Annotated in this window: 22 protein-coding genes and 2 pseudogenes; 5 read left to right on the top strand and 19 right to left on the bottom strand. The window is 59.3% G+C overall.

What is annotated here, in order from left to right; all coding sequences use genetic code 11:
- Positions 1-46: 46 nt before the first annotated feature.
- The 4 genes and pseudogenes from ACVIYL_RS15315 to ACVIYL_RS15300 form a co-directional block, all read right to left on the bottom strand.
- Positions 47-622 (bottom strand): phospholipase effector Tle1 domain-containing protein, encoded by a 576-nt coding sequence (locus ACVIYL_RS15315; protein WP_456781832.1) that lies wholly within the window; start codon positions 620-622, stop codon positions 47-49.
- A 400-nt stretch (positions 623-1,022) separates the two neighbouring features.
- Complete coding sequence (locus tag ACVIYL_RS15310; RefSeq protein ID WP_456779046.1) at positions 1,023-1,667, bottom strand: trimeric intracellular cation channel family protein; 645 nt, start codon at positions 1,665-1,667, stop codon at positions 1,023-1,025.
- Between the two features lie 55 nt (positions 1,668-1,722).
- Positions 1,723-2,973 (bottom strand): M20 family metallopeptidase, encoded by a 1,251-nt coding sequence (locus tag ACVIYL_RS15305; protein ID WP_456779045.1) that lies wholly within the window; start codon positions 2,971-2,973, stop codon positions 1,723-1,725.
- Between the two features lie 72 nt (positions 2,974-3,045).
- Positions 3,046-3,604: pseudogene (locus ACVIYL_RS15300) on the bottom strand (NADPH-dependent FMN reductase).
- Positions 3,605-4,613: 1,009 nt separating this feature from the next.
- On the opposite strand from ACVIYL_RS15300, the gene ACVIYL_RS15295 reads away from it, so the two are divergent.
- Positions 4,614-4,898: a hypothetical protein gene (locus ACVIYL_RS15295; RefSeq protein ID WP_456779044.1), complete on the top strand. Its 285-nt coding sequence runs from the start codon at positions 4,614-4,616 to the stop codon at positions 4,896-4,898.
- A 1,910-nt stretch (positions 4,899-6,808) separates the two neighbouring features.
- Here the strand turns inward: ACVIYL_RS15295 and rnk are convergent.
- The 8 genes from rnk to ACVIYL_RS15255 all read right to left on the bottom strand — a co-directional run bounded on the left by rnk (position 6,809) and on the right by ACVIYL_RS15255 (position 15,967).
- A complete protein-coding gene (rnk, locus tag ACVIYL_RS15290; protein WP_456779043.1) occupies positions 6,809-7,234 on the bottom strand; it encodes a nucleoside diphosphate kinase regulator in 426 nt (141 codons plus the stop codon).
- Between the two features lie 1,193 nt (positions 7,235-8,427).
- Positions 8,428-9,327 carry a universal stress protein gene (locus ACVIYL_RS15285; protein WP_456779042.1) on the bottom strand — a complete coding sequence of 300 codons (900 nt, stop codon included), beginning with the start codon at positions 9,325-9,327 and terminating at the stop codon, positions 8,428-8,430.
- Positions 9,328-9,981: 654 nt separating this feature from the next.
- Positions 9,982-10,329 carry a monovalent cation/H(+) antiporter subunit G gene (gene mnhG, locus ACVIYL_RS15280; RefSeq protein ID WP_456779041.1) on the bottom strand — a complete coding sequence of 116 codons (348 nt, stop codon included), beginning with the start codon at positions 10,327-10,329 and terminating at the stop codon, positions 9,982-9,984.
- Positions 10,326-10,607, bottom strand: coding sequence for a K+/H+ antiporter subunit F (locus ACVIYL_RS15275; RefSeq protein WP_122400504.1), 282 nt, complete (start codon positions 10,605-10,607; stop codon positions 10,326-10,328). The genes mnhG and ACVIYL_RS15275 overlap by 4 nt, the downstream gene beginning before the upstream one ends.
- Complete coding sequence (locus ACVIYL_RS15270; protein WP_456779040.1) at positions 10,604-11,092, bottom strand: Na+/H+ antiporter subunit E; 489 nt, start codon at positions 11,090-11,092, stop codon at positions 10,604-10,606. The genes ACVIYL_RS15275 and ACVIYL_RS15270 overlap by 4 nt, the downstream gene beginning before the upstream one ends.
- The gene (locus ACVIYL_RS15265; protein WP_456779039.1) at positions 11,089-12,708 is read right to left on the bottom strand and encodes a monovalent cation/H+ antiporter subunit D; all 1,620 of its coding nucleotides are present in this window, start codon (positions 12,706-12,708) and stop codon (positions 11,089-11,091) included. Before ACVIYL_RS15265 ends, ACVIYL_RS15270 begins: the two co-directional genes overlap by 4 nt.
- Positions 12,705-13,046: a Na+/H+ antiporter subunit C gene (locus tag ACVIYL_RS15260; protein ID WP_456779038.1), complete on the bottom strand. Its 342-nt coding sequence runs from the start codon at positions 13,044-13,046 to the stop codon at positions 12,705-12,707. Before ACVIYL_RS15260 ends, ACVIYL_RS15265 begins: the two co-directional genes overlap by 4 nt.
- Positions 13,046-15,967, bottom strand: a complete 2,922-nt coding sequence (locus tag ACVIYL_RS15255; RefSeq protein WP_456779037.1) for a monovalent cation/H+ antiporter subunit A — start codon at positions 15,965-15,967, stop codon at positions 13,046-13,048. Before ACVIYL_RS15255 ends, ACVIYL_RS15260 begins: the two co-directional genes overlap by 1 nt.
- Positions 15,968-16,730: 763 nt before the next feature.
- On the opposite strand from ACVIYL_RS15255, the gene ACVIYL_RS15250 reads away from it, so the two are divergent.
- The 3 genes from ACVIYL_RS15250 to tal all read left to right on the top strand — a co-directional run bounded on the left by ACVIYL_RS15250 (position 16,731) and on the right by tal (position 19,569).
- Positions 16,731-17,222: a GreA/GreB family elongation factor gene (locus ACVIYL_RS15250; RefSeq protein WP_456779036.1), complete on the top strand. Its 492-nt coding sequence runs from the start codon at positions 16,731-16,733 to the stop codon at positions 17,220-17,222.
- 263 nt (positions 17,223-17,485) lie between these two features.
- Positions 17,486-17,743, top strand: coding sequence for a hypothetical protein (locus tag ACVIYL_RS15245; protein WP_456779035.1), 258 nt, complete (start codon positions 17,486-17,488; stop codon positions 17,741-17,743).
- 740 nt (positions 17,744-18,483) lie between these two features.
- Positions 18,484-19,569 carry a transaldolase gene (tal, locus tag ACVIYL_RS15240; protein WP_456779034.1) on the top strand — a complete coding sequence of 362 codons (1,086 nt, stop codon included), beginning with the start codon at positions 18,484-18,486 and terminating at the stop codon, positions 19,567-19,569.
- Positions 19,570-19,980: 411 nt separating this feature from the next.
- On the opposite strand, the gene ACVIYL_RS15235 is transcribed toward tal, so the two are convergent.
- Together ACVIYL_RS15235 and ACVIYL_RS15230 are read right to left on the bottom strand one after the other, a co-directional pair.
- The gene (locus ACVIYL_RS15235; protein ID WP_456779033.1) at positions 19,981-20,484 is read right to left on the bottom strand and encodes a LabA-like NYN domain-containing protein; all 504 of its coding nucleotides are present in this window, start codon (positions 20,482-20,484) and stop codon (positions 19,981-19,983) included.
- Between the two features lie 63 nt (positions 20,485-20,547).
- Positions 20,548-21,429 (bottom strand): annotated as a pseudogene (locus tag ACVIYL_RS15230) (cbb3-type cytochrome c oxidase subunit I); the annotation flags it as partial.
- On the opposite strand from ACVIYL_RS15230, the gene ACVIYL_RS15225 reads away from it, so the two are divergent.
- The gene (locus ACVIYL_RS15225) at positions 21,328-22,233 is read left to right on the top strand and encodes a tyrosine-type recombinase/integrase (protein ID WP_456779032.1); all 906 of its coding nucleotides are present in this window, start codon (positions 21,328-21,330) and stop codon (positions 22,231-22,233) included. The pseudogene ACVIYL_RS15230 and the gene ACVIYL_RS15225 overlap by 102 nt on opposite strands.
- Before the next feature lie 251 nt (positions 22,234-22,484).
- On the opposite strand, the gene ACVIYL_RS15220 is transcribed toward ACVIYL_RS15225, so the two are convergent.
- The 5 genes from ACVIYL_RS15220 to ACVIYL_RS15200 all read right to left on the bottom strand — a co-directional run bounded on the left by ACVIYL_RS15220 (position 22,485) and on the right by ACVIYL_RS15200 (position 26,537).
- Positions 22,485-23,438 carry a LysR family transcriptional regulator gene (locus ACVIYL_RS15220; protein WP_456779031.1) on the bottom strand — a complete coding sequence of 318 codons (954 nt, stop codon included), beginning with the start codon at positions 23,436-23,438 and terminating at the stop codon, positions 22,485-22,487.
- 185 nt (positions 23,439-23,623) lie between these two features.
- Positions 23,624-23,899: a hypothetical protein gene (locus ACVIYL_RS15215; RefSeq protein WP_456779030.1), complete on the bottom strand. Its 276-nt coding sequence runs from the start codon at positions 23,897-23,899 to the stop codon at positions 23,624-23,626.
- A 667-nt stretch (positions 23,900-24,566) separates the two neighbouring features.
- A complete protein-coding gene (locus tag ACVIYL_RS15210; protein WP_456779029.1) occupies positions 24,567-25,409 on the bottom strand; it encodes a Crp/Fnr family transcriptional regulator in 843 nt (280 codons plus the stop codon).
- Positions 25,406-25,537 carry a hypothetical protein gene (locus ACVIYL_RS15205; protein WP_456779028.1) on the bottom strand — a complete coding sequence of 44 codons (132 nt, stop codon included), beginning with the start codon at positions 25,535-25,537 and terminating at the stop codon, positions 25,406-25,408. The genes ACVIYL_RS15210 and ACVIYL_RS15205 overlap by 4 nt, the downstream gene beginning before the upstream one ends.
- A 181-nt stretch (positions 25,538-25,718) precedes the next feature.
- Positions 25,719-26,537, bottom strand: coding sequence for a GntR family transcriptional regulator (locus ACVIYL_RS15200; protein WP_456779027.1), 819 nt, complete (start codon positions 26,535-26,537; stop codon positions 25,719-25,721).
- Positions 26,538-26,864: the final 327 nt, after the last annotated feature.

Raw genomic sequence — 26,864 nt, 5'->3', positions numbered from 1 at the left:
TGTCCTTACGGGGGACCTGCCAATACCCGTCTCGGTCGCCATTTTCTCAGGCCGTGGTTGGCCCGGATGTTTGCGTTTCAATTTGACCGCTCTCGCCAGCGTGGGGGTTTATCCCCATCGAGGTCGGCTCGAAGAACGCTTTCGCCTTTCGATGATTTCGCAACGCCGCGGGCCTGTAAGGACCAAAGCTCGTGAAGTTGCGGACCGAGTTCATAGCGAGCCGTTCATAGACCGTCTGGTGAAGTTGCGCGGTCTCCGGTACGTCGCGGATCGCTTTCGACCAATGGAGCGCGGTTCCGCCCATTCCGACCATGCATTCGTCGTGCATCATTCCATCGGCCGACGGATAGAGCCGTAGCAGGCTCTTGTCGACGATTACGCGACCCGCCTCGGGGATCTTGTCGGTGATAAATTCCACCATCCAATCGAGCGTGATGTCAGACAGCCGAGACTCATTCTCGGGATAGCTTCCCCCAATGTCCGCGTGGTTGCCCGCGAACCAGATCTGATCGAATTGCTCCGGCTCGCCCTGCCTGTCGGGCCACTTCACGGTTCCGCTCCCTCCCCATGGCACCCGTTTGAGGTCCTTCCGGCCTTCGTCGATCGATTGCAGCCTCGGCAACCGCAAAGCGGACGATCACCGGCTTCCCGTCTGCGGTAAGCGTGACAGCGCGCTCGGCAACCAGCACGCGCTGGCCGCCCGGTCCGAACGCTTGGTGCTGGTGCGTTTCACCTAGGCTCAGCCGATCCGCCGGGAGCTCCATCGCGGAATCCCACAGCGAGCGCGATCACAGAAGCTGCCCGCGGTCGTCGCTGACCTGCCAATACAGACCTGACAGAGGATCGGCGAAGAAGCGGCTCAGCCGTCAATGGCGTGCTCCATGCGAACTAGCTCGCGGATCTTGGCCGGCGAATCGGCGACCCTGGACAGTCCCACGGCACGGAAACTGCCCCGTACATCGCCGTGTCCACCCGTCGCGCTGATCATGTGCGGCGCCACGAGCCATGCCGCTGTCGAGAGCCTAGTCTTCCTTTTGGATTCCGAGGTCTTGTCGTTTGACCCCTTTCGCGACCGGGAGCCGCCAACCACGCCTGATCGCCATGACGCGAAGCAAGAAGCACGAAATCAGCGCGACGGTCGTCACCGCGGCCACCGGTAGCTGCAGCATATGGCCGATCACCACGATGGCCGCCGCCGCCAGCGCCGCGACCGCGTAGAGATCGGCGCGCAGCACGGTCGGAATCTCGGCGAGCAGCACGTCGCGGGCCATGCCACCGCCGATCCCTGTGACCATGCCAAGTACCGTCGCCATCACCGGATTGAGTCCGAACGACAGCGCCTTCGATGAGCCTGTGACGGCGAAAAGGGCTAGTCCCGCCGCGTCGAAATACAGCACCGCGTTCGTTAGGCGCACGATGAGGGGCGAGAAGTAAAAGGTAACAAGACCTGCGAGGAACGACACGCCGAGATATCGCCAGTCATCCACGGCTCCTGGAGGGACCGCGCCGATCAGGAGGTCACGGGTGATGCCACCCGAATTCCCCGCCGCGAAGGACAAGACCATGACCCCGAACAAGTCCAGCCCGCGCTTGGTCCCCGCCAAGGCCCCGCTAAGTGCGAAGACGAAAGTCCCGGTCAGGTCGAGCACGATAGGCAGCTTGTCCATCGGCGTTTCTCGCCTTCAGCTAGAGCTGGCTGGTCGATCCGGCGGTTAGCATCACCTATCCCGGCAGCCAGGCGCGGGCTGCAACGACCAGCGCTTCGACGCCGGTCCGCAGTGTCGGATGGAGAACGGGTGCGAATTTGGGACTGTGGTTCACCGGAAGTTCGTTGATCTTGTTCGCCTCCTTGGCCTTCGCGTAAGCTTCGGGATCGGTCCCGCCGACGAACCAGAAGACAGAAGGCACGTGCCATTCTGACCCGAATGATCCAAAGTCCTCGCTGGCAGGGGCCGGTCCCGTCGCTCGAACACGCTCGACGCCAAAATGTCCGCAGAATGCATCCACTACCCGGCTGCTGGCTTCCTGGTTGTTCACGTTCAGAGGGTACCGATCGATGGTCGTGATCTCTGGCGGCCGCGACGCTCCCGAAGCCGCCGCTTCGGCATTGGCGATCCGCTCGATCGCAGCCAGCATCCGTGAGCGCACTCCGGCATCGAAGGTCCGCACGTTGAGCTTGATAATGGCCTCGTCGGGGATGACGTTTTCCTTGGTACCTGCCTGCAGGACGCCCACCGTCAGTACGGCCGCGTCGGCGGCGGCCAGTTCGCGCGATACAATGGTCTGCAGGCGCAGTACGGTCGAGGCTGCCATCACGACCGGATCAATGCTGGCCTGCGGCATCGATCCGTGGGCGCCTCGCCCAAACAGACGTATCTGCAAGCTGTCCGCCGCCGATGTGATCGCGCCGGCTCGCCCTGCGACCGTCCCGGAAGGGCCAACCATGACGTGTTGGCCCAGGATCACGTCCGGTTTCGGAAAGCGCTTGAATAGACCGTCGTCAATCATGGCTCGCGCACCTTCACCCGTCTCCTCCGCGGGCTGGAAGACCGCCATGAGCGTGCCCCGCCAAGAGACTTTGGCTTCCGCCATGAGCTTGGTGGCTCCCGCAAGCCAGGTGACGTGCATGTCGTGGCCGCACATGTGCGACACCGGCACCGTATTGCCCTCCTTGTCCGTCGCTGTCGCGTTGCTCGCGTAGGCAAGGCCGGTCGTCTCCTGGATCGGAAGCGCGTCCATTTCGGCGCGCAGCATGACCGTAGGTCCCTCACCGTTTCGCAGAAGTCCAACGACGCCGGTTTTACCTATACCGGTTGTCACTTCGTAGCCGGCGGCGCGCAGCCGGTCCGCCGCCAATCCCGCGGTGCGAGTTTCCTGCATTGAGAGCTCCGGATGCGAGTGTACATCCTTGTAGAGAGCTTCCAGATCGGGAAGCATGCCGTCCAGGGCTTGCAGCGCTTTGGTCTCGCACATAGTTCCGATCCTTGTGAGATTTCGCCTAGCTAGAGCTTACGGCGGTCCGGCTTAGTCCATGGTCCCTTTCCGCTACCGTTTGGTGTTGGCTACGATCCACGCCTCAAATGCATGCATGAACTGCTGCAGGAACTTGCGTGTCTCCTCGTTGACGAGCTTGCCATCAGCGTCGAAGAGCTTGTCGGCTCCGCCAAGATAGGCTTCAGCTGCGGCATCGCAGGCACGTTCAGAAACACCTGAGACTGCCGCAAATGGTGGTAGCACCGAATCCGCCGATGGCGCCCGGCGAAGCGCTGACGACCGCTCCGGGCTTGCCGTTCCAAGCCCTCTTGCCGTACGGGCGCGATCCGATATCGATCGCGTTCTTCAGTGCGGCCGGCACTGACCGGTTGTGCTCCGGCGTGACGAAGAGAATGGCATCTGCAGCCCTAATGCGCTCACGAAAGGAAGTCCATACAGGAGGCGGCGCGTCGTCACTATCTTGATTGTAGATCGGGAGATGGCCGATTTCGACCTCGTTAAGGTTCAACGATCCGGGTGCGATCTCGGCAAGCGCATTCGCCAACTTCCGATTGATAGAATCCTTGCGGAGGCTGCCGACGATCACTGCGACGTCGCGAGTTTCGTTCATGCAGGAATTCCTTCTTTGTTGCCGGCTCCATAGCTCCCAAATGGCGCCATCAAATCGTGGCGGGTCTTCCCTAGCCCTCTATCCGGTAGTCAAAATCGCGCTCTGGGCGTGGGGCCCGAGACGAGTATATGTCTTGGTCCGATTGATACGGACACAACTCGCACCCGAATGTGTCAGCGGTGTTGACCTCACTGGCCGTCTTCAGCAGCGTTGTTCCATGCCGGCCTAGAATACTGACGCCGCTCGATTGCCTTCGCAACAGCGACATTGATTTAGATTGCCTGCGCTTCCCCGCAACTTCTCTAATGAGAATCATGGACGCTCGTTCCAGCGAGACTTGCTCCAGAGTTCAAGCACAACTCAAACCTGCGTGAGACAAGCAGCTCGAGATCGACTGGCTGCGCAACAAATGCCACACGACAATCTGAAAGGCCGAACTTCGGGCTCGCGATGCAACCGCGTGGCCCAGTGAAGTTGCGGCGAAGGCAGTAGATGTGATCCTCTACTCATCGCATGATTTGTCAGTTATCGAACTGGCTCACGGGTGTAATTTACTTTCCAATAGGCTGATTTGCCAGAACGTCACACTGGCGCGATTGTCTTGACCAAGTACTCGTCCAACAATGGAATGCGCTTACTCGTCGAACGGAGTCACATTGAGATTGCGGCTAAAGGCCAAGTAATCGTCCATGGCGGTCCAACTACGCCGCTCTCGATTTACAAGCAGTGCTCGTCTTATGGAGCAGAACCAATCCATCAGCCTTCTAAAGAATTCCGGGACGGTGCGCGGTTTCGACACAATGGTACTCGTACCAATCGGACCTATATTGCCGCCATGACCTTCGGTATCGAGATCGTCCTGCGCATCGCGCTCTACCTACACAGTGGACGACGGCAACCGCTCGTCTAGCCGGACGGCCTATTGCACCGTCCGGGCCGCTTTCTCTCGCCGACATCGTTGAGCAGTGGGAAGAAGAGCGCCCTACCGGTGTTATTGCCGAGCACTGTGATGATGACAGACGACATGCACCGTTTGAACGCACTAGCCAAGTCAAACGAGGAGCGACTCCCTAGGCTGGCCCGCTTTCTCGCGGGGAAAATGGAGAGAGCCACTGAAGTCGAGGATAGCACGCCCCTCAATGGCATCATTCGGACGGGCCCTCAGGTGCGCTATCGCGATAAAATAAGCGAAGTCAAAGACCTCGTTCTCGTCTACCCGCACGAGCTGGACATCGCGCTGAAGCATATCTCAGTCTCACGCGCGGATCGGATCGCCGATGCGTCGATCGATTGAGTTCAGTACACCGGACGATCTAAGCCGGTCGGGACTGTCCTAGGAGTGGAGAACTAGAAAGGAGAATGGGATGATAAGGGACGTCAAGAGACGGGAAGCTTATGTCACGGCGGCATCCTTCGTGGTTGCCATCGTCGCGATGGTCCTATTGGTCAACCTTTTCATGGAGTGATCGATAACGGCCCCTAGACCAGCGTGAGCGGGTTCTAGGGGCCTCCCTAGAGAGAACTTGCTCTGAGCAGGCGACAGGCAATGTTCACCTGTCGAACCTCTTCGGGGCGCGAAATGCCTATTTCAGGTCAATCGACCGATTTCGGGGCTTGTCGCTTCGGGGCTTGTAGCAATGAGACCGGGCAACGAGTTCGTTATCGTGATCTTTCGGGTAAACTCGCGTGCTTCCCGCATCCGAGGGCGGCTCGCTCGCACGGAACGATTGGGTCGAACGCTCGTCCATCATACCGTCTTGGCTCTCTTGCGCAGGGACCCTGCGATTTGCGAAATGGGGAACGCAGATACTTCCAAGCGATCTCCAAGTAGTTGACACAAAACGTACTGCAAGATGCCTCCATGGCGGATGTAGAGCACCTCCTGGGGTCGTGACGCGGGCGCTGACTTCGAACGCTCAGCTGTTCTCTCATCCGCCCGATCGGCCCGCAGCCGTCAAGCGCACTCGATTGCACGGATCCGCTCATGATGCCGGCAGTACCCCCCGCCGATGCTGTGAATTTCCCGCCCGTTAGCGAGAGGGTGGCGACCGACGAGCCGTCCACAAACTGGAGGGACACAATGCCATGCTGACGATATTCGACCGCTGGACCCGCTCGAAGCTATCGGCGATAATCACTCGGCTTGATTCACGGTCTCGATTCTGAGGACATCCATCCCTTCCACGGTGAAGTATGGCATGTGATCCCCCGCCTGAGGCCGACAAGCGCGGCCCCCAAACCCGATAGAACGGAAATCTGAGTCGGATTGGACGTGAGGTCTTCAGGCCAGACCAACTGCACCGTGCGTCTGCGTCTGCGAATGCCCCAATTCGTCCAGAACGCGACCCAAGAGCCGATCGCTACGAGTGATTTGACCTCGGGAGCGTTATCCGAGAGGATATTTGCTCGATTGATTTCAGCAAGCAGACACATCCCATCTGCCTCCTTGCTGCGCAGCTACGCGCGCGAGTGTTTTTAGGCGCGTATAGTCGGATTCGGTTAACGCGATGGAAGGTAGAGGCATCACTACACTCATTTCGTCAAGATAAACCGACGCGAGCTCCCGCAAGCAAGCGTTGGAACAACCTGTTGGATCGAGAGAGAATCCGGACGGGGCGAGTCTACCGTCCGGCTAAATGCCCAATTGCAAGCGTCCGCCATGCAGAAGGCGCCGCGTAACGCGCATATCAAACTCAATTGCGTGGCTCATAGCAACTCAAACATAGCCCTTGCTGACGTTGCGACCATTGCGGCGAATAGCGGCGCATCTACCTGGCTGATGCGACTGCGTTCACGAAATACACCGCTCCTGGTCCGCAGAGTAACTATACCGTTCAAGCAGCGCGAATAGGTCACATGCGGGCCGGAAACGTCCCGGCTCGTGCTGCCGCTAAGCCCATCCAATCGCGAAGAAGTCCTTTGTCATATCTCGAATGGGAGGCCCGTCGGCGAAGTTTTTCAATTGTATCGTCGGGATAACAGTGCTCAAAGTCTTCGCGGATCAAACTCTCAAGGAAGTCTCGCTCAGCTTCGTCCGTTGGATCCACGTAGTGGTGAGAAGTACTCAGCACAGTGTTGTCATCCGTCTCTGTTTATAGGGTTCTAGCTACGAACGCCGAGCGCAGACGTTATTCATTCCGCGGGGCACCGAATAAGCACCTGCCCCGCGGTGTTTCATCGCGATCACCAGTGCCCTTCGGTGCCTCAGGCAATCTGTGGCCCGCGGACCTCAAGGACCGTCAATCGTCGGAGGTCGCCGGTCCGCGTCTCCCAAGTGATCGAGTTACCGGCACTAAGGCCAATCAGTGCGGCGCCAACGGGCGTCAGGACGGAAATTCTTCGTCGGGAGATGTCCGCATCGTCCGGATAAACGAGCGTCGCAGTCCGAACGGTCCCGGTCGAGTCGTCCCGGAACCGCACTTCAGAGCCCATGCAAACAGTCTGTGCAGGATGACCATCCGCAAGCACGTGTGCCCGCTCCAGCTCCTCGGTTAATACAGAAGCCACATCAGGCATTTTGTTCTCCGCTGCTCGCGCGAGCAGCGACAGTCGCTTGTAATCATCGGCTGTGAGCGTTATCGGCGGCTTGATCTCGCTGCGCATGGTCGTATTAGTTGATGTTGTTGACATCGTGCTCTCTCCATTTTTTGCGTTCGGGTGGTGGCCCGACAAGATATGCTTGGGCCGACTCAGGCCGCAGACTTTGCTTTGTCTGGTGGTGTGGCTCCCGTCGCCGCGCCAGTTTGAGTAGAGCTCGTTCCACGAAATGAAGCGGCCCGAGCTTCTGGACCGATCTGAGCTGGCGGAATTCGGCTGCTCGGACTTGATTGATTGCATCGGATGCATACGCCTGTACGTACGGCGCGGTCCGACATGCTTGCAGGCGTTTTGGGCTCGACCGAACGCGATGCGCTTTAGTTTGCCTGCTGGAGCGCCCCGAGCTCGGAGCGGACAAGCACGCTGAGCTCGGGGCTATTCGCCCGCGATCGGATAACCTGCGAGACACAGGCCCAGAAAGAATGTTGCCAACCTCAACATGATAAAGTTCAAGTGGGCAGTGCTAGCATAAAGTCAAATGCGACATTTCGTCAGGAACGCATAGTGCCTCAAGAAGAACGGAAGACCCTTCTCAGACCGCAAGAAGGTGCGGCCCTCCCTCTGCCAGTAGCTTTCAGTGATTGATCGCCTCTGTCCGGGCGACCCGATCTTGCTAGAAATGAGCTACCCGTTCGCAGCAATGATCGCAGTCACTGACTCGTCAAGCGCCGAAGATTCCTTCACGAGCTATCCTGCAGGGCGGTAAGTTTGCGCCTCACCGGCACACCAAATCCAGGTGAGCAGCAGATGACGGCGTGGTCTGCCTTGCTGTGCGCTTGCGGTAAACATCTTCCGCGGGCTATTCAGAGCCCTTCTGAAGTAAAAACCTCAATTCCGCTCGCTTTTTGTTGTATCATGTACATTTGTCACGAGGTTCTCTGGCAAACGACGGCCGATCACCTGCTAAACGCGGAGATTGATAATGCCGAAGGAATACGAAACATCGAAGCAGCGAGAAAAGCGAGAACTGGACGAGGAACTGGACCGGCAGCTGCGGGAAACTTTTCCGGCCAGCGATCCCCCAAAAATCACGCGACCAGCCAAACGAACCCGACGGAAATCATCCGTTCGCGACGCTGGGCGAAGCCGCCGCTGAGCCAATTCGGGTGGACGCGGTGCATGGCGATCCGCGGACATGGAATGCCTGCGAACGCCATGCTTGCTGTGTAGGGGATTCCGCGCCTGGTGCTGGATGAGACCTGCGCGGCGAATTCCCGATCGATCCGTCACGCCTCAGAGGAGGCAGCCGTGGCCACCTTTGGAAGTCTGAGGTCAGGGCGAGTGGGAGGAACGATGAGAACGTCCACGTTCACGGACCGCAGAACTTCTTCTGTGACGCTGCCAATCAACGCTCGGAGCAACCCAGATCGGCCGTGAGTACCCAGTACGAGCATGTCCGGTCGCTTTTCCGCAACCGCACGCGCGATCACCTGCATGGGAAGGCCCTCGTCGACCCTGAGCGACCATCGCTGGGTGCCGAACTCATTGGCCACGAGAAAAGCGCTCATTTCCTCCATCGCCCCGTGGCGCTCGCTATCGACATATCCGCTGATGATGTCGGAGCTCGCACCAGAGCTGAGCAATCGTCTCTTAGCCACCGACGAGAAGGCGTGAAGAAGCGTTGCTCCGTCTTCCAACAGCCCGGCCGACAAACCGAAGCGGATGGCGTCGGCCGATGTTTCCGACATGTCGACCGGCACCAGAACCCGTTCGTAGTGCCGCTGCGCCTCGTTGTTCACCATCAGAACGGGATACTTTCCTCCGCGAATGACACGCTCGATAGTGGTCCCCGTAAAGATATCACGCAGAAACTGCTTGCGATGGGCCCCCATCACGATGAGATCGGCGCCGACCGCGGCGCTCGCGCGCAAGATCCCGTCGGAGGGGTGACCCCTGCTCACGGTCGCATGACAACGCGCGTCATGCAGCTCGGGCATGGACCCAATTTGCTCTGTCAGCACCCGCTGAGCCTCGCGCTCTTCCATGCGGACCAGATCGGCGGGCAGGTCTTCATCAACGATGTGAACAAGGTGCAGCTCGGCACGGCGGGCGCGAGCCAGAAGGCCAGCTTGACGCAAAGCGCGATGAGAACGCGTAGAAAAATCCGTCGCAGCGACGATGATCATATCAGAACCCTTATATTGGCGCCAACCTCGCCGAGGCGATCTCGGCAAGGCGGCGATTTGATTGCCTGAAGGTCGGCTCGTGGCCCGGCCGCACACAGGCGGCCCCGAGATCCGGAGCGCAGGAGCATGTCGCGGTCAAAACCGTGCGGGCGGCAGCGCGAGGTGACAAAGCACCTTCCAGCGTCACCCTTCTCGGTGATGCGGGATCGGCGGCGGACGGCGAGCGAAGGCCGCGCGGAATCCGTCGGGATCGTAAATCCAGACAAATAGGATCCACGAGGTCAGGACGAGCAGTGCCAAAAAGACAGACATAGGAACTCCCAGCTTGGTCAGAATCGTTGAGTTGCCGTGCCCGGGCGATACAAAAGCGCCCGGGTCACATGCCGATTTGCAGCCGGTTCTCCTGAATGTCTGGTCGCACTTTGGTCAAAACGTCCTCTATTTGGGATGCCGCAGAGCTTCGAGCGACATCCGCAAGATCAGGCGGCCGGCGAGGGCCGACGATCGGCCGGCTGAAGACGGCGAACGTGCACGCAGTTCAGCATCATGCCTACAATGGACTTAAGCATGCGCCGCGGGAGATCAATTGCGACATTTAGCCTGGCTTGCCCGCCGGAGCGTCGGCTGGAACCGCCGCATGAGGCAGCGCCCCGCCTACCTATCCGCTGGTTCACCCAGCTGGGCCCGTTCCGCTGTGTCGCGAAAGCGGGCTGCGCCGACGAGAATGGTCAGCGCGATCGGGGTGGTCACCGTGCCGAGTACGACGATCAGGATTTCGTGCAGCACAGCTCTGCTCTCCAGAACCGAGAAGCAGACCATCGAGGCGGCGGCGATGAAGACGGTGCCGAGCGTCGTGCCGAGCGTCGGCGCATGGACCCGCTCGTAGAATGTGCCTAGCCGCAAAAGACCCAGCGAGCCGATCAGTGTGACGGAGGCCCCCGTGAAAACCAGGACCGCAGTGAGTACGGCAGCCCAGGGAGGAAGGTGCTCGACGCCGTTCATTCGATCACCTCGCCGCGAAGGAGGAACTTGGCCAGGGCAACTGTACCGACGAAGCCGAACAGGGCCATGGCCAGAGCCGCCTCGAAATAGAGCGCCTCGCCCGTTCGAATCCCAACCGTCAGCAGCAACAACATCGCGTTGACGGACAACGTGTCGAAACCGAGAACGCGATCCTGCGCGCGCGGTCCGAGGAAGATGCGCAAAGCGCCGCAGCCGATCGCCAATCCCAGCAACACTTGCGCGACCAGGAGCGAGTAGGTCAGCATGAGCTGGCTCATTCGAATATCTCCAGGAGATGACGTTCGTAGCGGTCCTTGATGGTACGGATCCACTCCTCTTCATCGAAGAGGTCCAGAACGTGGATGGTCAACGCCCCTCTTTTGGCGTCGAAATTCACCCACAGCGTCCCCGGGGTTGACGTAATGATGCAGGCGAGCGAGGCCAGCCCGTAGGGGTCGCGCATGTCGAGGGGAATCTCCACAAAGCCCGGCGCTCGCTGTCGCCGTCCAAAGCCGAGAACGATCCGCCCCACCGCTAGATTCGAGCGAGCGATGTCGACGGTGACCAGTGCCAACAGTCGCAGAATGACGCCGGGTCGCCTGACCCGCAGGCTCGGTAATTCCAGTACGGTCAGGATCCGTCCGCCGACGAGCGCGACCACGCAGCCAAGCAGGATGTGCCCAAACGTGACAGCTTGATTGAGCAGCAGCCACAATGCGAGCAGGCAGGAGCTCACGATCGGAAAAGGCATCAAGCGTGTCATTTGCCCTCCACTTGTCGGCTGCCCCTGGCGCCAGTCTCCAAGACGTCGCTGACGTAACGCGCCGGCGCGTGGAGCGATTGCGCAGTGGCCTGCATGAAGCGGATCACGGGACCCGCCAGGACCGTCTGCGCAGCGCAGATGAACAGCAGGAACATGATCGGCGCCATCTCGATCACGCGCACGCGCGGCACCGTGCGATCGGGCGAGGCCCAAAAGATGCGGATTCCCGCGCGTGCCATCGCGACCAAGGTCGCGAAACCCGACAGGATCAATACCGTGAGCAGCGCCCATCCGCTCCCGGGAATGGCACCGCCCCGATGATCGGACGGATGCAGCGCCGCCGCGAGCAGCGCGAATTTGGCGATGAATCCGGACAGCGGCGGCAGGCCGGCGATGACCACCGCGCAGCCGATGAAGGCGACGCCGAGCAATCCCATGGTCGCCACGATGGCGGTGCCGACGTCCTCCTCGGCTTCGTCCCTCTCGTCCTCCTCTCCATAGGCCTCGCGCGTGACAGCGATCATGTCCGCTCCGGGTTCACGGCCGCGCTCGATGAGCTCGACGAGGAGAAAGAATGCGCCGATGCCGAGCGTCGAGCTGACCAGGTAAAAAAGCGCGCCACTGGTGACGCCGACCTGTCCCATCCCCGTGGCGGCGAGCACCGTTCCAGAGGATATCAGCACCGAGAAGCCGCCGAGTCGGGCGGTGTCTTGCGAGGCCAGTGTGCCGATCGCTCCGAACAGGATCGTCGCCAAGCCGGCCAACAACAAGAACTCCCTGCCGAAGCCGGCCGATGCGCCAGCGTCCTCGCCGAACAGCAAGAGCGACAGGCGCAGCACGATATAGACGCCGACCTTCGTCATAATCGCGAAGATCGACGCCACCGGCGGACTTGCGGCGGCGTAGGCGGTCGGCAGCCAGAAGTTCAAGGGCCACATTCCCGCCTTGAGCAGGAAGGCAACCGCAAGCACGCCTGCACCTGCTTCGAGCAAGCCGCGGCTCTCGGCGGCGACCGCCGGCACGCGTGCCGCGAGATCCGCCATGTTGAGCGTTCCGGTCACGCCGTAGATCAGGCTGACTCCGATCAGAAACAACAGCGAGGCGGCGAGGTTGACGACGATGTAATGCAGCCCTGCCTTCACCCGTGCAAGGCCGGATCCGTGCAGCAGAAGGCCGTATGACGCCCCCAGCAACAACTCGAAGAACACGAACAGGTTGAAGAGATCGCCCGTGAGGAAGGCGCCGTTGAGGCCCATCATCAGGAATTGAAACAGCGAATGGAAATGCGCGCCTGCCCGGTGCCAGCGTGCAAGGGAGTACACAACTGAGGCCAGCGCGAGGGCACTGGTCAGCAGCAGCATCAGAGCCGACAGCCGATCGAGAACGAGGACAATTCCGAACGGCGCAGGCCAATTGCCCAGACGATAGACGTCGCTTGTGCCGGTATCGGAGATTCTGAGCAGGATCGTGGCAATGCAAACGAGGGCAACGGTTGTTCCGACGTTGAGACCGGCAACGATCCACCGGTGCCTCTCTCCGTTGAGCAGCAGCATGCCGGCACCTGCCAGCAGGGGCAGGAGGATCGGGGCAATGATCAGACCAGAGGCGCCGCTCACGCTTCCGGCTCCTGGCCGTCGACATGATCGGTCCGGGCGAGGCCGCGGGATGCCAGCAGCACCACGAGGAAGAGCGCGGTGGTCGCGAAACTGATGACAATTGCAGTCAGTACCAGCGCCTGCGGGAGCGGATCGGCATACCGCGCAGGATCTCCGGCCTCCTTTGCGATGAACACCGGTGCCCCCGTCCGCACTCGCCCCATGGCCACGATGAACAGATTGACCGAGTAGGAAAGCAACGACAGGCCGATGATAACCTGAAAGGTGCGCGGTCTGAGGATCAGCCAAGCGCCGGACGCCGCAAGCGTACCGATACCGATCGCCAGCACGAACTCCATCAGACCAGTTCCTCCCTCGATGGCTCACTGGCCGAGCCTCGGCCGCTCTGAGGCGGAACTGCGTAGCGACGCAGCGATTGATGCGCGATCGCGATGAGCATCAGCACAGTAGCGCCGATGACGAGTGAGAACACGCCGACGTCGAAAAGGAACGCGCTCGCCGTGGGTACGCGGCCGACCAGCGGCAGCTCGGCATACGCAAAGTACGAGGTCAGAAACGGATATCCGAAAACGCAGGCGGCGGCCCCCGTGCACCCGGCGAGCAGAAGCCCGATCCCCATCCAACGTACCGGCATGACGTGCAGACGAGCTTCCACCCATGACGTGCCGCGAGCCATGTACTGCAGGATGAACGCGGTCGCCATGGCGACGCCGGCCACGAAGCCTCCGCCCGGAAGATCGTGCCCGCGCAACAGCAGGAAGACTGCCACGACACCGATCACGGGAAACATCAGCCTCATCATGAGCGACGCCGTCTCCGTCGTATCCTTGGCGGTGTCACCCTTCTGTCGGTCGGGATGCGCCTCGTCGTGGCTGTCCTGGGCGTGCTGCTGTTCGGGAACGGGGATGCTCTCCGGCGCCGGACGGAAGCGGCGCAACAGCGCGTAGACGGTGAGCGCAACGACGGCGAGAACTGTGATCTCACCCATTGTGTCGAATCCGCGGAAGTCCACCAGGATGACGTTGACCACGTTGGTTCCGCCACCTTTAGTATAGGCGTTTTCGACGAAGTATCGCGAGATGCTGTTCGCATCGGGATGCTGCATGGCTGCAAACGCGAGCGTCGCCAATCCGACGCCGACGGAGAGCGCGATAGCGAAGTCACGCACGCGGTGCCATCGAATCCTGCCGGCTGGCGCTTCCGCCCCGGCCGGGGCGATACGTTTTGGCAACCATCGCAAGCCGAGTAGCAGGAGCACTGTCGTGACCGTCTCGACGACGATCTGCGTCAGGGCCACGTCGGGAGCCGATAGCCATACGAAGGTGACGCAGGTCACGAGACCGGCAGACCCGAGCAGGATCAGCGCGACGACACGATGAAATTTGGCCTGAATCGCGGCGCCGACCGCGCAGGTGGCTCCGACCGTCCAAAGCAAAGCGAACGCAAGGTCAAATGTAGTCCGCAGGGGATCCGCCAGCGGGACGCCGCGCGAAAAGAGCGGCAGCAAGGCGGCGAGGAACGCCGTGCCGACCAGGACCCTCAATTGTGGCTGGAGACGTCTCGTCCCGAGCTTGCTCTCGAGCCAGCGTGCAAGACGCCAGGATAACGTCACCATCATCCAGTCGAAGATCTGCTTCCCGCTGAACCGGCCGAGTAGAGGCGGCCCCTCGTGAACGAGAAGGTAGGAGCGCAGCATCACATAGACCCCGACGCCGCCAACCATCGCCAGGCCGCTCATCAGCAATTCGGGCGTGAAGCCGTGCCAGATCCTGAGACTGTACTCCGGCATGTTGGAACCGAGCACGGCGGCAGCGGCGGTATCGAGGACCGGTGCAACGGTCAACGCCGGGGCGATGCCCACCACGACGCATGCAAGCACGAGAAGCTCGGCTGGAAGCCGCATCAGGAGGGGCGGCTCGTGAGGCGTGTGCGGAAGGCCGACGGGGGCGGGACCGAAGAACACGTCGCGAATGAACCGGAGAGAATAGGCAACGGTGAAAGTGCTTGCCGCAGTGACGATGTAGGGAAGCGCCTGATCGACGAATGAATTGTCATGGACTTCGATTGTCTCGGCGAAAAACATCTCTTTCGAGAGGAAGCCATTCAGCAGCGGCACGCCGGCCATCGATCCGGCCGCAACCATGGCCAGCGTCGCGGTGATCGGCATGAAGGCGTAGAGACCGCTCAAGCGCCGAATGTCGCGCGTGCCGGTTTCGTGGTCGATGATGCCCGCAGCCATGAACAGCGAGGCCTTGAAGGTGGCATGGTTCATGATATGAAAGATCGCCGCGATCTGCCCGAACGGCGTGTCCAGCCCAGTCAAGAGCGTGATCAAGCCAAGATGGCTGATGGTCGAGTAAGCCAGCAGGCCCTTTAGATCCTGCTGGAATACCGCGAGAAACGCGCCCAGCAGAAAGGTGATCAGACCGGCCGATCCTACCAGCCACAGCCATTCGTTCGATCCGCCGAGGGCGGGCCAGAGTCTGACCAAAAGAAACACACCCGCCTTCACCATCGTTGCCGAGTGCAGATAGGCGGATACGGGAGTCGGAGCAGCCATCGCGTGCGGCAGCCAAAAATGGAAGGGAAATTGAGCGCTCTTGGTCAGGGCGCCGAGCAGGATCAGCACGAGCGCGGGAACATAGAGCGGATGCGAACGGATCGCCTCTCCTGACGCCAACACCTTGTCCAGGTCGTAGCTGCCGACGACGTGACCTATCAGCAGGACGCCGGCAAAGAGGCAGAGTCCGCCGCTCGAGGTGATCACCAGCGCCATCCGTGCGCCGTCCCTCGCAGCCGAATTGTGATGCCAATAGCTGATCAGCAAGAACGAAAACAGGCTGGTCAGCTCCCAAAAGAAAACGAGCTGGAGCAGATTGCCGGAGAGCACGATCCCCAGCATCGCCCCCATGAAGGCGAGCAGGAGAGAAAAGAACCGCGGAACGGGATCGCTAGGCGACATGTAATAGCGGGCGTACAGCACCACCAGAAATCCGATGCCGGTGACCAGCATGGCGAACGCCCAGGCGAAGCCATCGAGTCTCAGTGCGAACGAAAGCTCAAGTTCGGCAATCCACGCCGTGCGCCAGCCGACGACCCCGCCGTGCGTCAGGCTCGGATAGGCCACAGCAATGATGCAAAAGGCTGCAAGTGCAACTCCTCCGGCGAGCCATGCCGCAGCATTGCGCGCATGGACCCGCAGGAGCGCCGCAATGAAGCTCCCGACAAAAGGAAGGACGAGAACGGCAAGGAGGAACATGCCTTCGCTGCCCCAACTGCTAGTGGAGGGTATGTTTTCGCGACCCATCTTGCTTAGCCGAGACAGACGCACATCGCCACTGTAAGGTTTGGCGCCATTGTGCGAGGTCGACCGGCATGCCCGGGGCCACTCGCCAGCACTCGTTCACAATCGAACGGTTCAGATCCAATGAGGGAAAGTGCCGACCAAGGCAGCAATTGCGGCCGCCAGAGCGCCAAAAAACGCATACAATCCGCAGAGCGCGATCACCCGCCAGCCGCTTAGAGCAAGGGCCTCGCCGTCTTTGGCCTCACTGAACTCTGATCGGCGTCGCATGTCGTGGATGCCATTCGTTGTTCCGCGCAGGTGGATCCAGCGCAATATAACGACGTGTTGCGGAACTGCGGCTCACATTCACGTCAAAGGCCAGCCCGGCCCGATTAAGGCGACAGAGTTAGGGCCCTCAAATGCGGACCGAAATACTGTCCCGCGTACTATGTGCGTGTACAATTGTGTAGGCGGATGGCCACCCGCCTGCTTCACCTAGCAGGGCTCTTTCACTCGAGCTTCAGTGTTGCAAGCGACTGTGCGGTTTCGCCGCAATGTCGCCGACGGGCTAAGGTCACTATATTGGTTGTGTTATGGCTTATAGGATCGACATTGATAAGCGTGCGGCGCGCTTTGATCTTCACGCCGGCCTCCTTCATGCAGGCGGTTAGCCGGACGGTGTGCGCGCCGTCCGGGCTCTTTTCCAGCTTTCGTGATCTCCACCCGAGAGATCGAATTGAAGCAGAAGGAGTTTGTCATGCTGCCTCTTCCAAAAATCGCGCTCACCGCATCTGACTATCCACGGCTCGAACAGCTCGCCCACATTGCCGCCCGACAAGGAGACTTGGACGGGATCTTCCTTATGGGTGAGATCAACCGGGCCGAGATCGTACCCGAAGAGCCGGAGGATCTCCCCTCGTTCGTGACCATAGGATCGTGGGTCACCTATTCCACCAACTGGGGCGTTCCTCGGCGAAGGGTCCAACTGGTCTGGCCCGAGGAGTGTCAAGCGGATCTTGCCCGCATTTCAGTTTTGACACCGCTAGGTGTGGCTTTGATCGGACTCCAGGTCGGCGACCAAATGCCATACTTCGTTGCCGGCTGTTTGAACGTTGTCAGGGTGCAAAACGTGGCTCAGTCAGATGCCGAGGTAGTGCCACTCGTGCGCAGGGCGGCGCGGCGGCAGAGCAAGCCGTTTAATGATGACCCAGGGCCCACTGCGGCATAGGAGAAATCAATGGCCAATTTCGAAGCCGAGAAGCGTCAGCCGATCGACTTCGAGACACCCGGCAGGCGCACAAGAGGTCTGACCTTTCTGTCGGTTTCGGAATGACAGCCGGACAGGTCGGTCGATCGGCGATGCAGGACCACCATACGAGCGCGGATTAGAGCACGTTGTCCCCTCGTGCATGTAACGGATCAGTCAGGCCGCCGCAAACTTGCAGCCCTACGCACTTGAAACCTCGTCGGGCCGAAGAACGAGAGCAGGATATGAGGAAGACTAAAGGCGCGGAAATCACTCTGTTGACCATTCTAACAGCCATATTGTTGCTCACCGGCGCTGGAGCTGTTGTTACGTGGGGAGCGACCACCGGTGTGGAAATCGGAAAGCATGGCTGGATAGCCCTTGGCCTCGGAACATTCTTCTCCCTGCTAGTCGGTTGCGGGCTGATGGCACTGATGTTTTTCAGCAGTCGCAGCGGTCACGACGATATGGCGGACCCCTTCCGTCGGACAGAGGTCAGATAGTCGTATCGTGCCCCTCATGACGGCCGGACAGTCGCCACCGAGGAGAAACATTCGACCCTCTGAAACTAAAGGACGCCCGTTGAGTCTTTGCATTCTATCGAGCTCGGCAGTGCCACGTCCGGGTGGTCAGCTGCACCGACGATGTCAACGATCTATATCTTGCAGATGGAGCGACATCGAGCAACACCCCGGTCGCCGTACCGGTTGCCCGTGGCGCGCGCAGCGCCTGATCATACTTCCTACCGGCTAAGCCTGCGCTCTTGACTATTTTGTTGTGCCGCAGCTCTGTCCGCTAACCGAAACGCCGTATGATTTCTCGAAGACCAGCGAGCTGATCGAACGGGCAGCGAAGGGTGCCGATTGTCCCGGCGTTCATGCGCAATTGAGGATGCACAAGCACAGGCACAGAATTAGGTGGTGAGTTGAGCGGTGGCTGCTTAGAACCGGCATGAGCGATGCTCCACCTTCTCGCATTGAACCGCGGCCGCTCGAGCTGCTATCGAAGGATGCAAGTCTATCCGCACCTATCATCTTTTCTGAGGTTGACGCGCAATATTTGTCGCTTGTCAAATGCGCACAAGAGACAAAACTAATGGCGTGACGTTAAGCGCGGTCTTTGGATATCTGAAGTGCTTCGGTGTGAACAACGGCGTCATCCAATCCCGTCGCCGGACGACCGGAGCACATCGGTCGCCTCGCGCCGCGTCTATGCCCGTCGCATTCAATACGGAGGTAGCGCGATGAATCCGACAAGAACGCTTCACGATTTCGGTCAAAGCTTGTGGCTCGACAACATCACTCGCGATTTGCTCAACGATGGCACTCTGCAACGTTACATCGACAAGCTCTCGGTGTCGGGACTGACGTCGAACCCCACAATCTTCAATCATGCGATCAACAGCAGCACAACCTATGACGTCGACATTTCCCGGCAGGCATTGCCGACGAAATCGGCTGAGGATCTTTTTTTCGATCTGGCCCTGGCAGATTTGACCCGTGCCGCCGAGTTGTTTCAACCTGTTTTCGCCCGGACAAATGGGATCGACGGCTGGGTGTCGCTGGAAGTCTCGCCCGCCTTAGCTCATGACAGCGACAAGACCGTCGAGGCGGCGCTCGAGCTTCACCGGCGTGGCGGCAAGCCCAACCTGTTCATTAAGATTCCCGGCACTGCGGAAGGGCTGCCTGCCATCGAGGCGGCTATCTTTGCCGGCGTTCCCATCAACGTCACGCTGCTTTTTTCACGCGAGCAATACGTCGCGGCTGCCGAGTCCTACCTGCGCGGCGTCGAGCGGCGCATCGCGGCGGGGCTGAATCCGGCAGTCGCCTCGGTCGCCTCGCTCTTCGTCAGCCGCTGGGATGTCGCAGTCGCCGACAAGGTTCCGGGCTCGCTGACAACCCGACTCGGCATAGCCGTGGCTCAGCGGACCTACAAGGCTTATCGAGAGTTGTTGGCCTCCCCGCGCTTCCTGCGCGCCGCCAACGCCGGCGCACTACCTCAGCGCCTGCTATGGGCTAGCACCGGCACCAAAGATCCGCACGCCTCCGATATCCTCTACATCAAAGCGCTCGCGGCACCTTTCACGATCAATACGATACCGGACGCTACCCTCGAGGCCTTTGAAGACCACGGCGAGATCGACACGACGCTCGATCCTGACGGAGGAGACTGCGAGAGGGTTCTCGCCGAATTTTTGAAGGTCGGTATCGATATCGACGTACTCGCTGCCAAGCTGCAGAACGACGGCGCCCAGTCTTTCGTCAAGTCTTGGAAAGATTTGATGGGCCGTATCAACTCTAAGGGGATCGCGATCCGCAAAGCGAGCTGACGTAGACGGGCATAACGTCCCGTACACCGGGCTTTGTGCGGGAGCATTAGCGCCCTGTCCATCCACCAGACCGGCCCGCCCACCCAGTGCTTGCTTTACCTCATTCACGGCTCGATGCGCGGGAGCTTCGGCATTCTGGTCCTTGCCGGCCCTCGGCATCCCGGACCGGCCGCTTGGCCGTCATCGGGTGTTCGACGCACGTCAAACGCTCGTCATCTTCGATATCCGGATTGGCCATCCTCCATAGGTGACTGCGCACGACGAAATGGCGCCCATCGGACTTCACCTTTACGTTTACGCCGATTTCCGCTGCGCTCGCGGGTCGCCAGCCGGGGCATTTCAAAGCCCCGAAAATGACTTGGATATTGCATCGAGTTTGCGCTGCAAACTCTCGCCATTCGTCCAGCGCGTCTATCTCTGGATTGAACTCCTTAGCGTTGCCAACTCGAGGAACGCGTCTGCTTGCCGTCTCAGCCCTTCGGATGCCATCGCCGGTGTGGTCTGTACACTCGACACGACCATGACTCTGACCCCCGAACGCTGAACCGCTTCGACGAGGGTACGAAAATCGCCGTCGCCAGAGAAAAGGAACAGTTCATCCAGTTGTGGGGCGATCTCGAGGGCGTCAATGGCAAGGTCTATACCAATGCTGCGTCGCGACCTCCTACCCTCATCCTCATGGCGCTTGATCAACTTCGTACGGACGGTGAACCGATTGACCTCGAGCCAGTCAGTGAGAGGCTGAACGCCGCCGGCCGCGCTCTCTCTTATCGCCAAGTAGAAGTAAGACCGGACTATGACCCCGGATTTTTCGAATTCCAGCAACAATCTTTTGTAATCGATCTCGAAGCCAAGGTTTCTCGCTGTCCGATCCAGATTGGCTCCATCGATGAAGGGCGCTCTTCGTCCCGTCATGCCTCTTGCTTCCGCGGCGATCTGAGCCGCCCGCTCCTTTCGCGCCAACGTGCGCAGTCGTTCCTAATGATCTCCCGAGATCCGAGGCAATACTTGGAATTGGTGGAACGGTGGCGGCGACGAAAGCGTCCACTCCAGCGTAGTCGCGCCGGGTCCCCACGGTTTACCCGCTGCCGTCTCCTTCCGGACGAAGGCATGCACCATGGTCGCGAAGAACGTGATCAGACCGGCGGCGGAGAGATAGGACCCGATGGAGGCAATTTGATTCAGGCCGCCGAATGCGCCCGGATAGTCTGCTATTCGTCGCGGCATTCCCGACAGTCCGAGGAAATGCATCGGAAAAAACGCAATGTTGACGCCGACAAACGTCAGCCAGAAGTGCAGTTTGCCGAGGGTTTCCGAAAACATGTATCCGGTCATCTTCGGAAACCAATAATACCAGCCTGCAAAAATTGCGAACACGGCGCCAAGCGACAGGACGTAATGGAAATGCGCAACGACGTAGTAGGTGTCCTGCAGCGATCGGTCGATGCCTGGATTGGCAAGCACAACGCCGGTGACCCCACCGATCGTGAATACGAAGATGAATCCGATAGCCCACAGCATCGGCGTCCTGAAGGTTATGGAGCCGCCCCACATTGTCGCTATCCAGGAAAAGATCTTGATGCCCGTCGGCACAGCGATAACCATGCTGGCCAAGGCGAAATACGCCTGCGCGCTGCTGGACATGCCGACGGTGTACATATGATGGGCCCAGACGAGGAATCCGATGACCCCAATCGCAAGCAGCGCATAGACCATCCCGAGACCGAAGATCGGCTTGCGGCTGAACGTGGAAACGACATGGCTCACGATGCCAAAACCCGGCAGGATCATGATGTAGACCTCGGGATGACTGAAGAACCAGAACAGATGCTGATACAGGATCGGGTCTCCGCCGCCTTCACGACCAAGCAGCGGTTCGTGAATGACCTCAAGGCCGCACTAAACGCCGCGTGGCCGCGGCTGTCGGCAGATCGGAAGAAACTAAACCCGACGTTCCTCGCCATTGTGAAGGCCGGCTTCAAAGCCGAGCGGATCGATGATGATGATAATGGGTCGGTTGCTCGGGATAACCAGATTCTCACAGAAGAAGAGGTTGGCGCCGCCCTTCAAGCTGCGTGTGAAGTCGATCAGGAGCAAGGATTTGATGGTGATCTATATCGGATCGTCGTTTGTCTGGCCGCGACCGGCGCGCGGTATGCCCAGGTCAGGCGAATGCGCGTGGGTGACGTACAAGTTTCTGCATGGCGTCTGATGGTGCCGGGTTCCTACAAGGGGCGCGGGGGTAATAGCGGCTCAGTCCCGGTTCCAGTGGGTGACGATGTAATTGCGGTGCTTTTGCCCGCAATCGCCGGGCGGCCAAGCGATGCACCTCTTTTTGAGCGATGGATCCATGAACAGGAGCCGAGGGGTATCGCCTGGAAAAAGTCTGAACGTGGTCCGTGGAAAAGAGCCGAACTTGCACGTCCTTGGAAGGCCATTCGCGAGCGCGCCGGTATGCCGAAGGTCACTCCCTTTGCTTTGCGGCACTCGAGCATCGTGCGAGGCCTCCGAAAGGGCTTGCCCATCCAACAGGTCGCCAAACTGCACAACGCCTCAGTTAAAATGATCGAGCGGCACTACGCGAAATACATTGCGAGGGCGGCAGTCGTATCCCTGGTGCCGCGGAGTAATGGAAACGTGGTGCCGATGGGGAAACGCGCGTAAGGGACATCCTTCGGTCTTGATCGAATTCATTCGCCTGATGTCGCCGGTATGCGTTTGGAGGCCTTGAAGCAAGCCCGGCCCCAACGCCCCGTTGAAACGGCTCACCTAGCAGGGCATCGCCGGAGCTCCGACCTGAGAGCTCCAGTTCGCACCCGTACGCATCCAGGACTTCCTGAACGATGGCAAGGCCCAGGCCCGCAGCGCCGCCTCGCTCGTCCAGGCGGACATTCTCACCGCACGGGGAATCAATCTCACGATTCTTCTTCCTCAGCATAGGCTGCGCTTGTACTCAACCGCGGTAACGATCGCGCAAATTTTGCCATTTGGCTCGACGAGGTGTGAGGCATCAGGCCGCGCTGTCGATTATCCGCCTTCGCGGCCGCCCGCAACACGGTGAGCGCTGCACCCAATGTAGCAGCATCGACATTCGTTGAATACGTGGCATAGATCGGAAACGAGAAGTGAGGCGCGCCCGGGACCAGATGGAGTTTTCCTGATGCCAGATGGGGCTCAACGGCATGCATTCGGAAGTAGCCAGAACCACCCTCCAACAGAACAAAGTTGAGCGCTAAGGGACCAAGATTGGCCACCAAGCTGGTGGTCGCATCTGGAAAACTCACCGCATGATGAAGGGCACAATCCGGTCCCCATTCGACGTGAACGTATCTGGGATCATTTGCGCGATACGTCTTGAGGTCAGTTGTTACCAGAACGAGCTCTTCCTCAATCAGCAGGTCTATCTCCAAACCAGGTCTATGCTGGGGCGCGTACATGATCGCGATATCCACGAGTCCGGCCGCTACGTGCGTGATTAGATCTTGAGGAACGTCGACATGAACGCGAAGCGCTATGTCTGGGTGCGCGCGCCGCATCATCCTGACCCACTCGACCAGAAGCGGTTGCCACAAGCTGACCTCGCTTCCAACCGTCAAAACTGCGCGGTGTCCTTCAGGTACCGCGACCTGCTGTTTTGCGCGCTGCCACAGTTGTACGAACGTCGGAGCGTAACGAAGGAATTGTTCACCCGCCGGGGTTAAGCTCGCGCCGGCTTTATTCCGAACGAAAAGCGGTCGTCCGAGCTGCTGCTCAAGGAGGCGCACGCGTGCGCTAACCGTCGTTTGCGCGACATGCAAACGGTCGGCGGCTTTGATGAAGCTTCCGGTAGAGACGATTTCTAAAAAAGTCCTGGCAAGCTCAATATCCATTCGTCGCAGCCTCTTCGCAAGTAAAGTCGCGCGTCATGACATCCTTCCTTCCCCCTCCATTGAGAGGCCGGGCGCCGTCGCAAGGGCGCCAACCGTAGAATTCACGCATAAGCTCAGGAGATAGGTCACGACGACTATCGCTGTGGTCGTCAGCACGCCACTTCAAATTATCCGCATTTCGAAACTCACATAGGGGCCACCAGATCGGCAATATTTTTGCGACCGTCCATGCCTTTCAACGGGACCATGTAGATCGTGCTGACGAGCTTGCCCTTGTGATCGAGAAACGGACCATCCGGCAGCGTCTTGGGATCGACATAGAGCGTCCCCATCCCGGGTATGAAGTCCGGAAGCTTCACCGGTTCGCTGACCTTCTTGTAAGGTGCAGGCGGTGGGGCGTTGCAAACGCTTTGCGCCGCCGCTGGAACCGCGGACAGTGCGAGGATATACCGCAGCTGCAAGAGCTATAAGATATCTGCGCATGGGAGACTCCCGATCCGATCTATTTGATTAGACGACTATTTATCACTGTCCCTTCCCGAACGCCGGTTAATGCTGGACGATCAATCAAGTTGCTGCACTACTTCCCGTTATTGCGCTGAATCAATATTCTTCGACATAGGTAGCCCAGCCAGCGCTGGCTCGCGTTGTCTGGACATTTAACTCCAGAAGCACTCTCAAGGGATGGATCTGTGTCGGAAGACGGCTTTCGGTCAGCCACTGCTGCCGTATTGCCTCCTTGGCCGGGAGAGGCAGGTTCGTCGTCATCCCGTGGCCCGGTCGCAATCTGAGCGGTGCCGAGCGATCCTACGGTGTGCAATACTTCCGATGACTCTCGCGATGGTCCTGAAGAATCGAACCCAGCTTGGGGGGCCACAATGGATGGAAGATGCGCCCTTGGCTGCCAGATGGTTACGGCTGCGGATGCACCATCCACATGGATAGCCGTCTCCCCTCCAGTTCAGTATTGTCTGGTGATTCAATTACGGTGCACGCGTCGGCGGCGCCCAGCATCGACCGGTCGTTGCTTCGGCGTATGACGAAATGGCGGGTTCTTCTCGGAGCTTGATCTGCGCCCGCTCTTCGCTAGATTATTGTGCCTGATAAAAGCGCTGGTATTGCCTTGCTTCAGTAAAGTAGATTTGCGCCCTTCGCATCGGAAAAATCGCCTCGCGATTCAGCAATAGTGCGCCGGTTTAGTTTAGCCGCGAGGGAGGTGCGCTCAAGGTACGATGGCTCAAACTCCGCCAGAATTTGCAGCGCAGCCTTATCCAAGAGTTGGATGTTGTGATGTTTTGTGGCAATTAGTCCTTGACGTTTGAGCTCGCTAAGCATGCGGTTCACGTGAGGCGTACTCAACCCGATAGCATCAGCGATGATTTCCTGAGAGTACGGTAGTTCAAAAGCGTCTTCAGAAGCGCATCCAACAGCTTTCATTCGAAAGTGCATCTCCAAGAGACCATGCGCAACTCGCTCAAGCGGTGATCTACGACCAGCCCTCACAAGATGATTGGCATATACCGATGCTTCACGGGCTGCGTACGAGATGAGTGCGATTGAGATGTTGGGTCTTTCCCTGCAAAGGTCGGTAAACGCCTCAAAGGAAATTCGATGCAGAGTCATTGGCGTTGCAGCCGTGACCGAAAAGATCGAGCGCTCAAAGAAGGACGCAGGAAATCCAACAATATCTCCTGGCAATACTGCATTGATGATCTGCCTGCCGCCTTTGCGCAGCAACGTGTAGTGGAAGGCGAACCCGCTCTCGACGAAGTCCAATGTCTTGTATTCATAACCCTGGACGATGATGTCTTGCCCCTTTTTCACTGTGACCTTGCGATCGAGCACACGACCCAGGGCTTTCAGATCCTGGGCATCAATCACTCCGTGAGCCAAGAGCTTGATAACGAACGGGTGGCCCTCGATTGGATGGCCTGTGGCAACATTTGCACCGGCGGCGAGTAGAGCTCTCATTCGACATTCCTCCAGATCTGCACGTTGAGGCTTTTACCGTTGGCGCGAGCGTCCTGGGCCAATGCCCGGGCGGCCGGTGCGCCGAGCAGCGCGGCGAGGATTGTGGGACAGAAGACTTTCAGGTTCATCGGTTTTCTTCCAAAGTTGTTTCTGTCAGCGACGCGAATGACCCCTAGGACGACATCATTCCCATTGAGAAATCTCATCGACGGGCCGATCATCGCTGTCAGAAAGTTCTTATAAATGCGCTTCCCCTGACGAACGCGTTTTCTGTCTTACATTGGTCGGCTCTGCCTTGCGCAAAAGCCGTTATGGAACCTCTCTTCGTTCTGACGTTCGATGTCGTTGACCCCGGTTGCGGGGCGTAGCCTGCTTCTCCTCGCGTTCGAATTCGTTCAATGCTGCCGCCTTGATGCCGCTGATCAGACTGTGAACGGCATTTGCTGCAGCCGCGGGCTTCCCGGCACGAATCGCCTCCACGATGTCGCGCCAGTTGTTCGACCACTCTTGTCGATGTTTTCGGCTCTCGAAGACCCGCCTGGTCAGCGACAGCGTCTGACGACCGAGCGAAAACAGGACCGCACGCGCGATGTCGTTCTCTGACGCTTCGGGCAAATACATGCTTAGTTGGTAGGCGACGACAATGTATTCGTCGACATCGCCACGATCGTTCGCCGCGAAAAGCGTTTTTGTCCCCTCATCAAGAATTGCTTGAATGCTCTTCGAGCGAAGGACCGCGACTTCTTCGGCGCAGATCGCCATCAGCGCGGATCGCACGGAGAAGACGTCCTTCAGCCGTTTCTCCGTCAGCTTGGCGACTGACGCCCCGCGATGAGACAGCATCACAACCAGCCCCTCACGCTCTAGCAAGCGAAGAGCCTCGCGGACCGGTCCCCGACTGACCTCGAAATGTTCGGCCAAGCGCATTTCGTGAAGCCTTTGTCCTGGGACGTACTGCCCCCGGATGATCTGCTCGACCAACTTCTCCGCAAGTTGCTCGGGGAGCGTCTTGACTGCACCCGGCCTTGAACCGAACGAATTGAAGAACGCACCCGTAAGATCGGTCCGACTTCCGAATCTCTCAGCCGCACCATTGAGACTTCCGAATTGGTCGTTGGTCGCCGACATCAGACCCTCGTTAAACGTGACTAAGCGCGGACTGCGCCTGATGCTGCCGGATAGGCGGCAACGCCCTGCCTAGTCGTTCTTAGTTTGCGTTCTTCCTGCCATTTTGGCCGTACTTTGTCAGATTGTCAACAATCTGATTGACGACTAGCCGCGCGAGCCGCGAGATTGTGGTGCAGCAGCTGATCAGTCGGGTTGTTCAGATGTCACTCCACGCGCATCGCGCTGACGACCTTCCGTTCTCGGAATTTCTGCGAGAGGAACGATTTCCGCCGCGGCGGTTGGGTGATCGCCGATCATAATGCCTACGACTCATCGGCGTAGGCGGTG

It is taken from the genome of Bradyrhizobium sp. USDA 3315 (assembly GCF_054056795.1).
The sequence above is the reverse complement of the archived record's forward strand: the minus strand, read 5'-3'. Positions and strand labels throughout refer to the sequence as shown.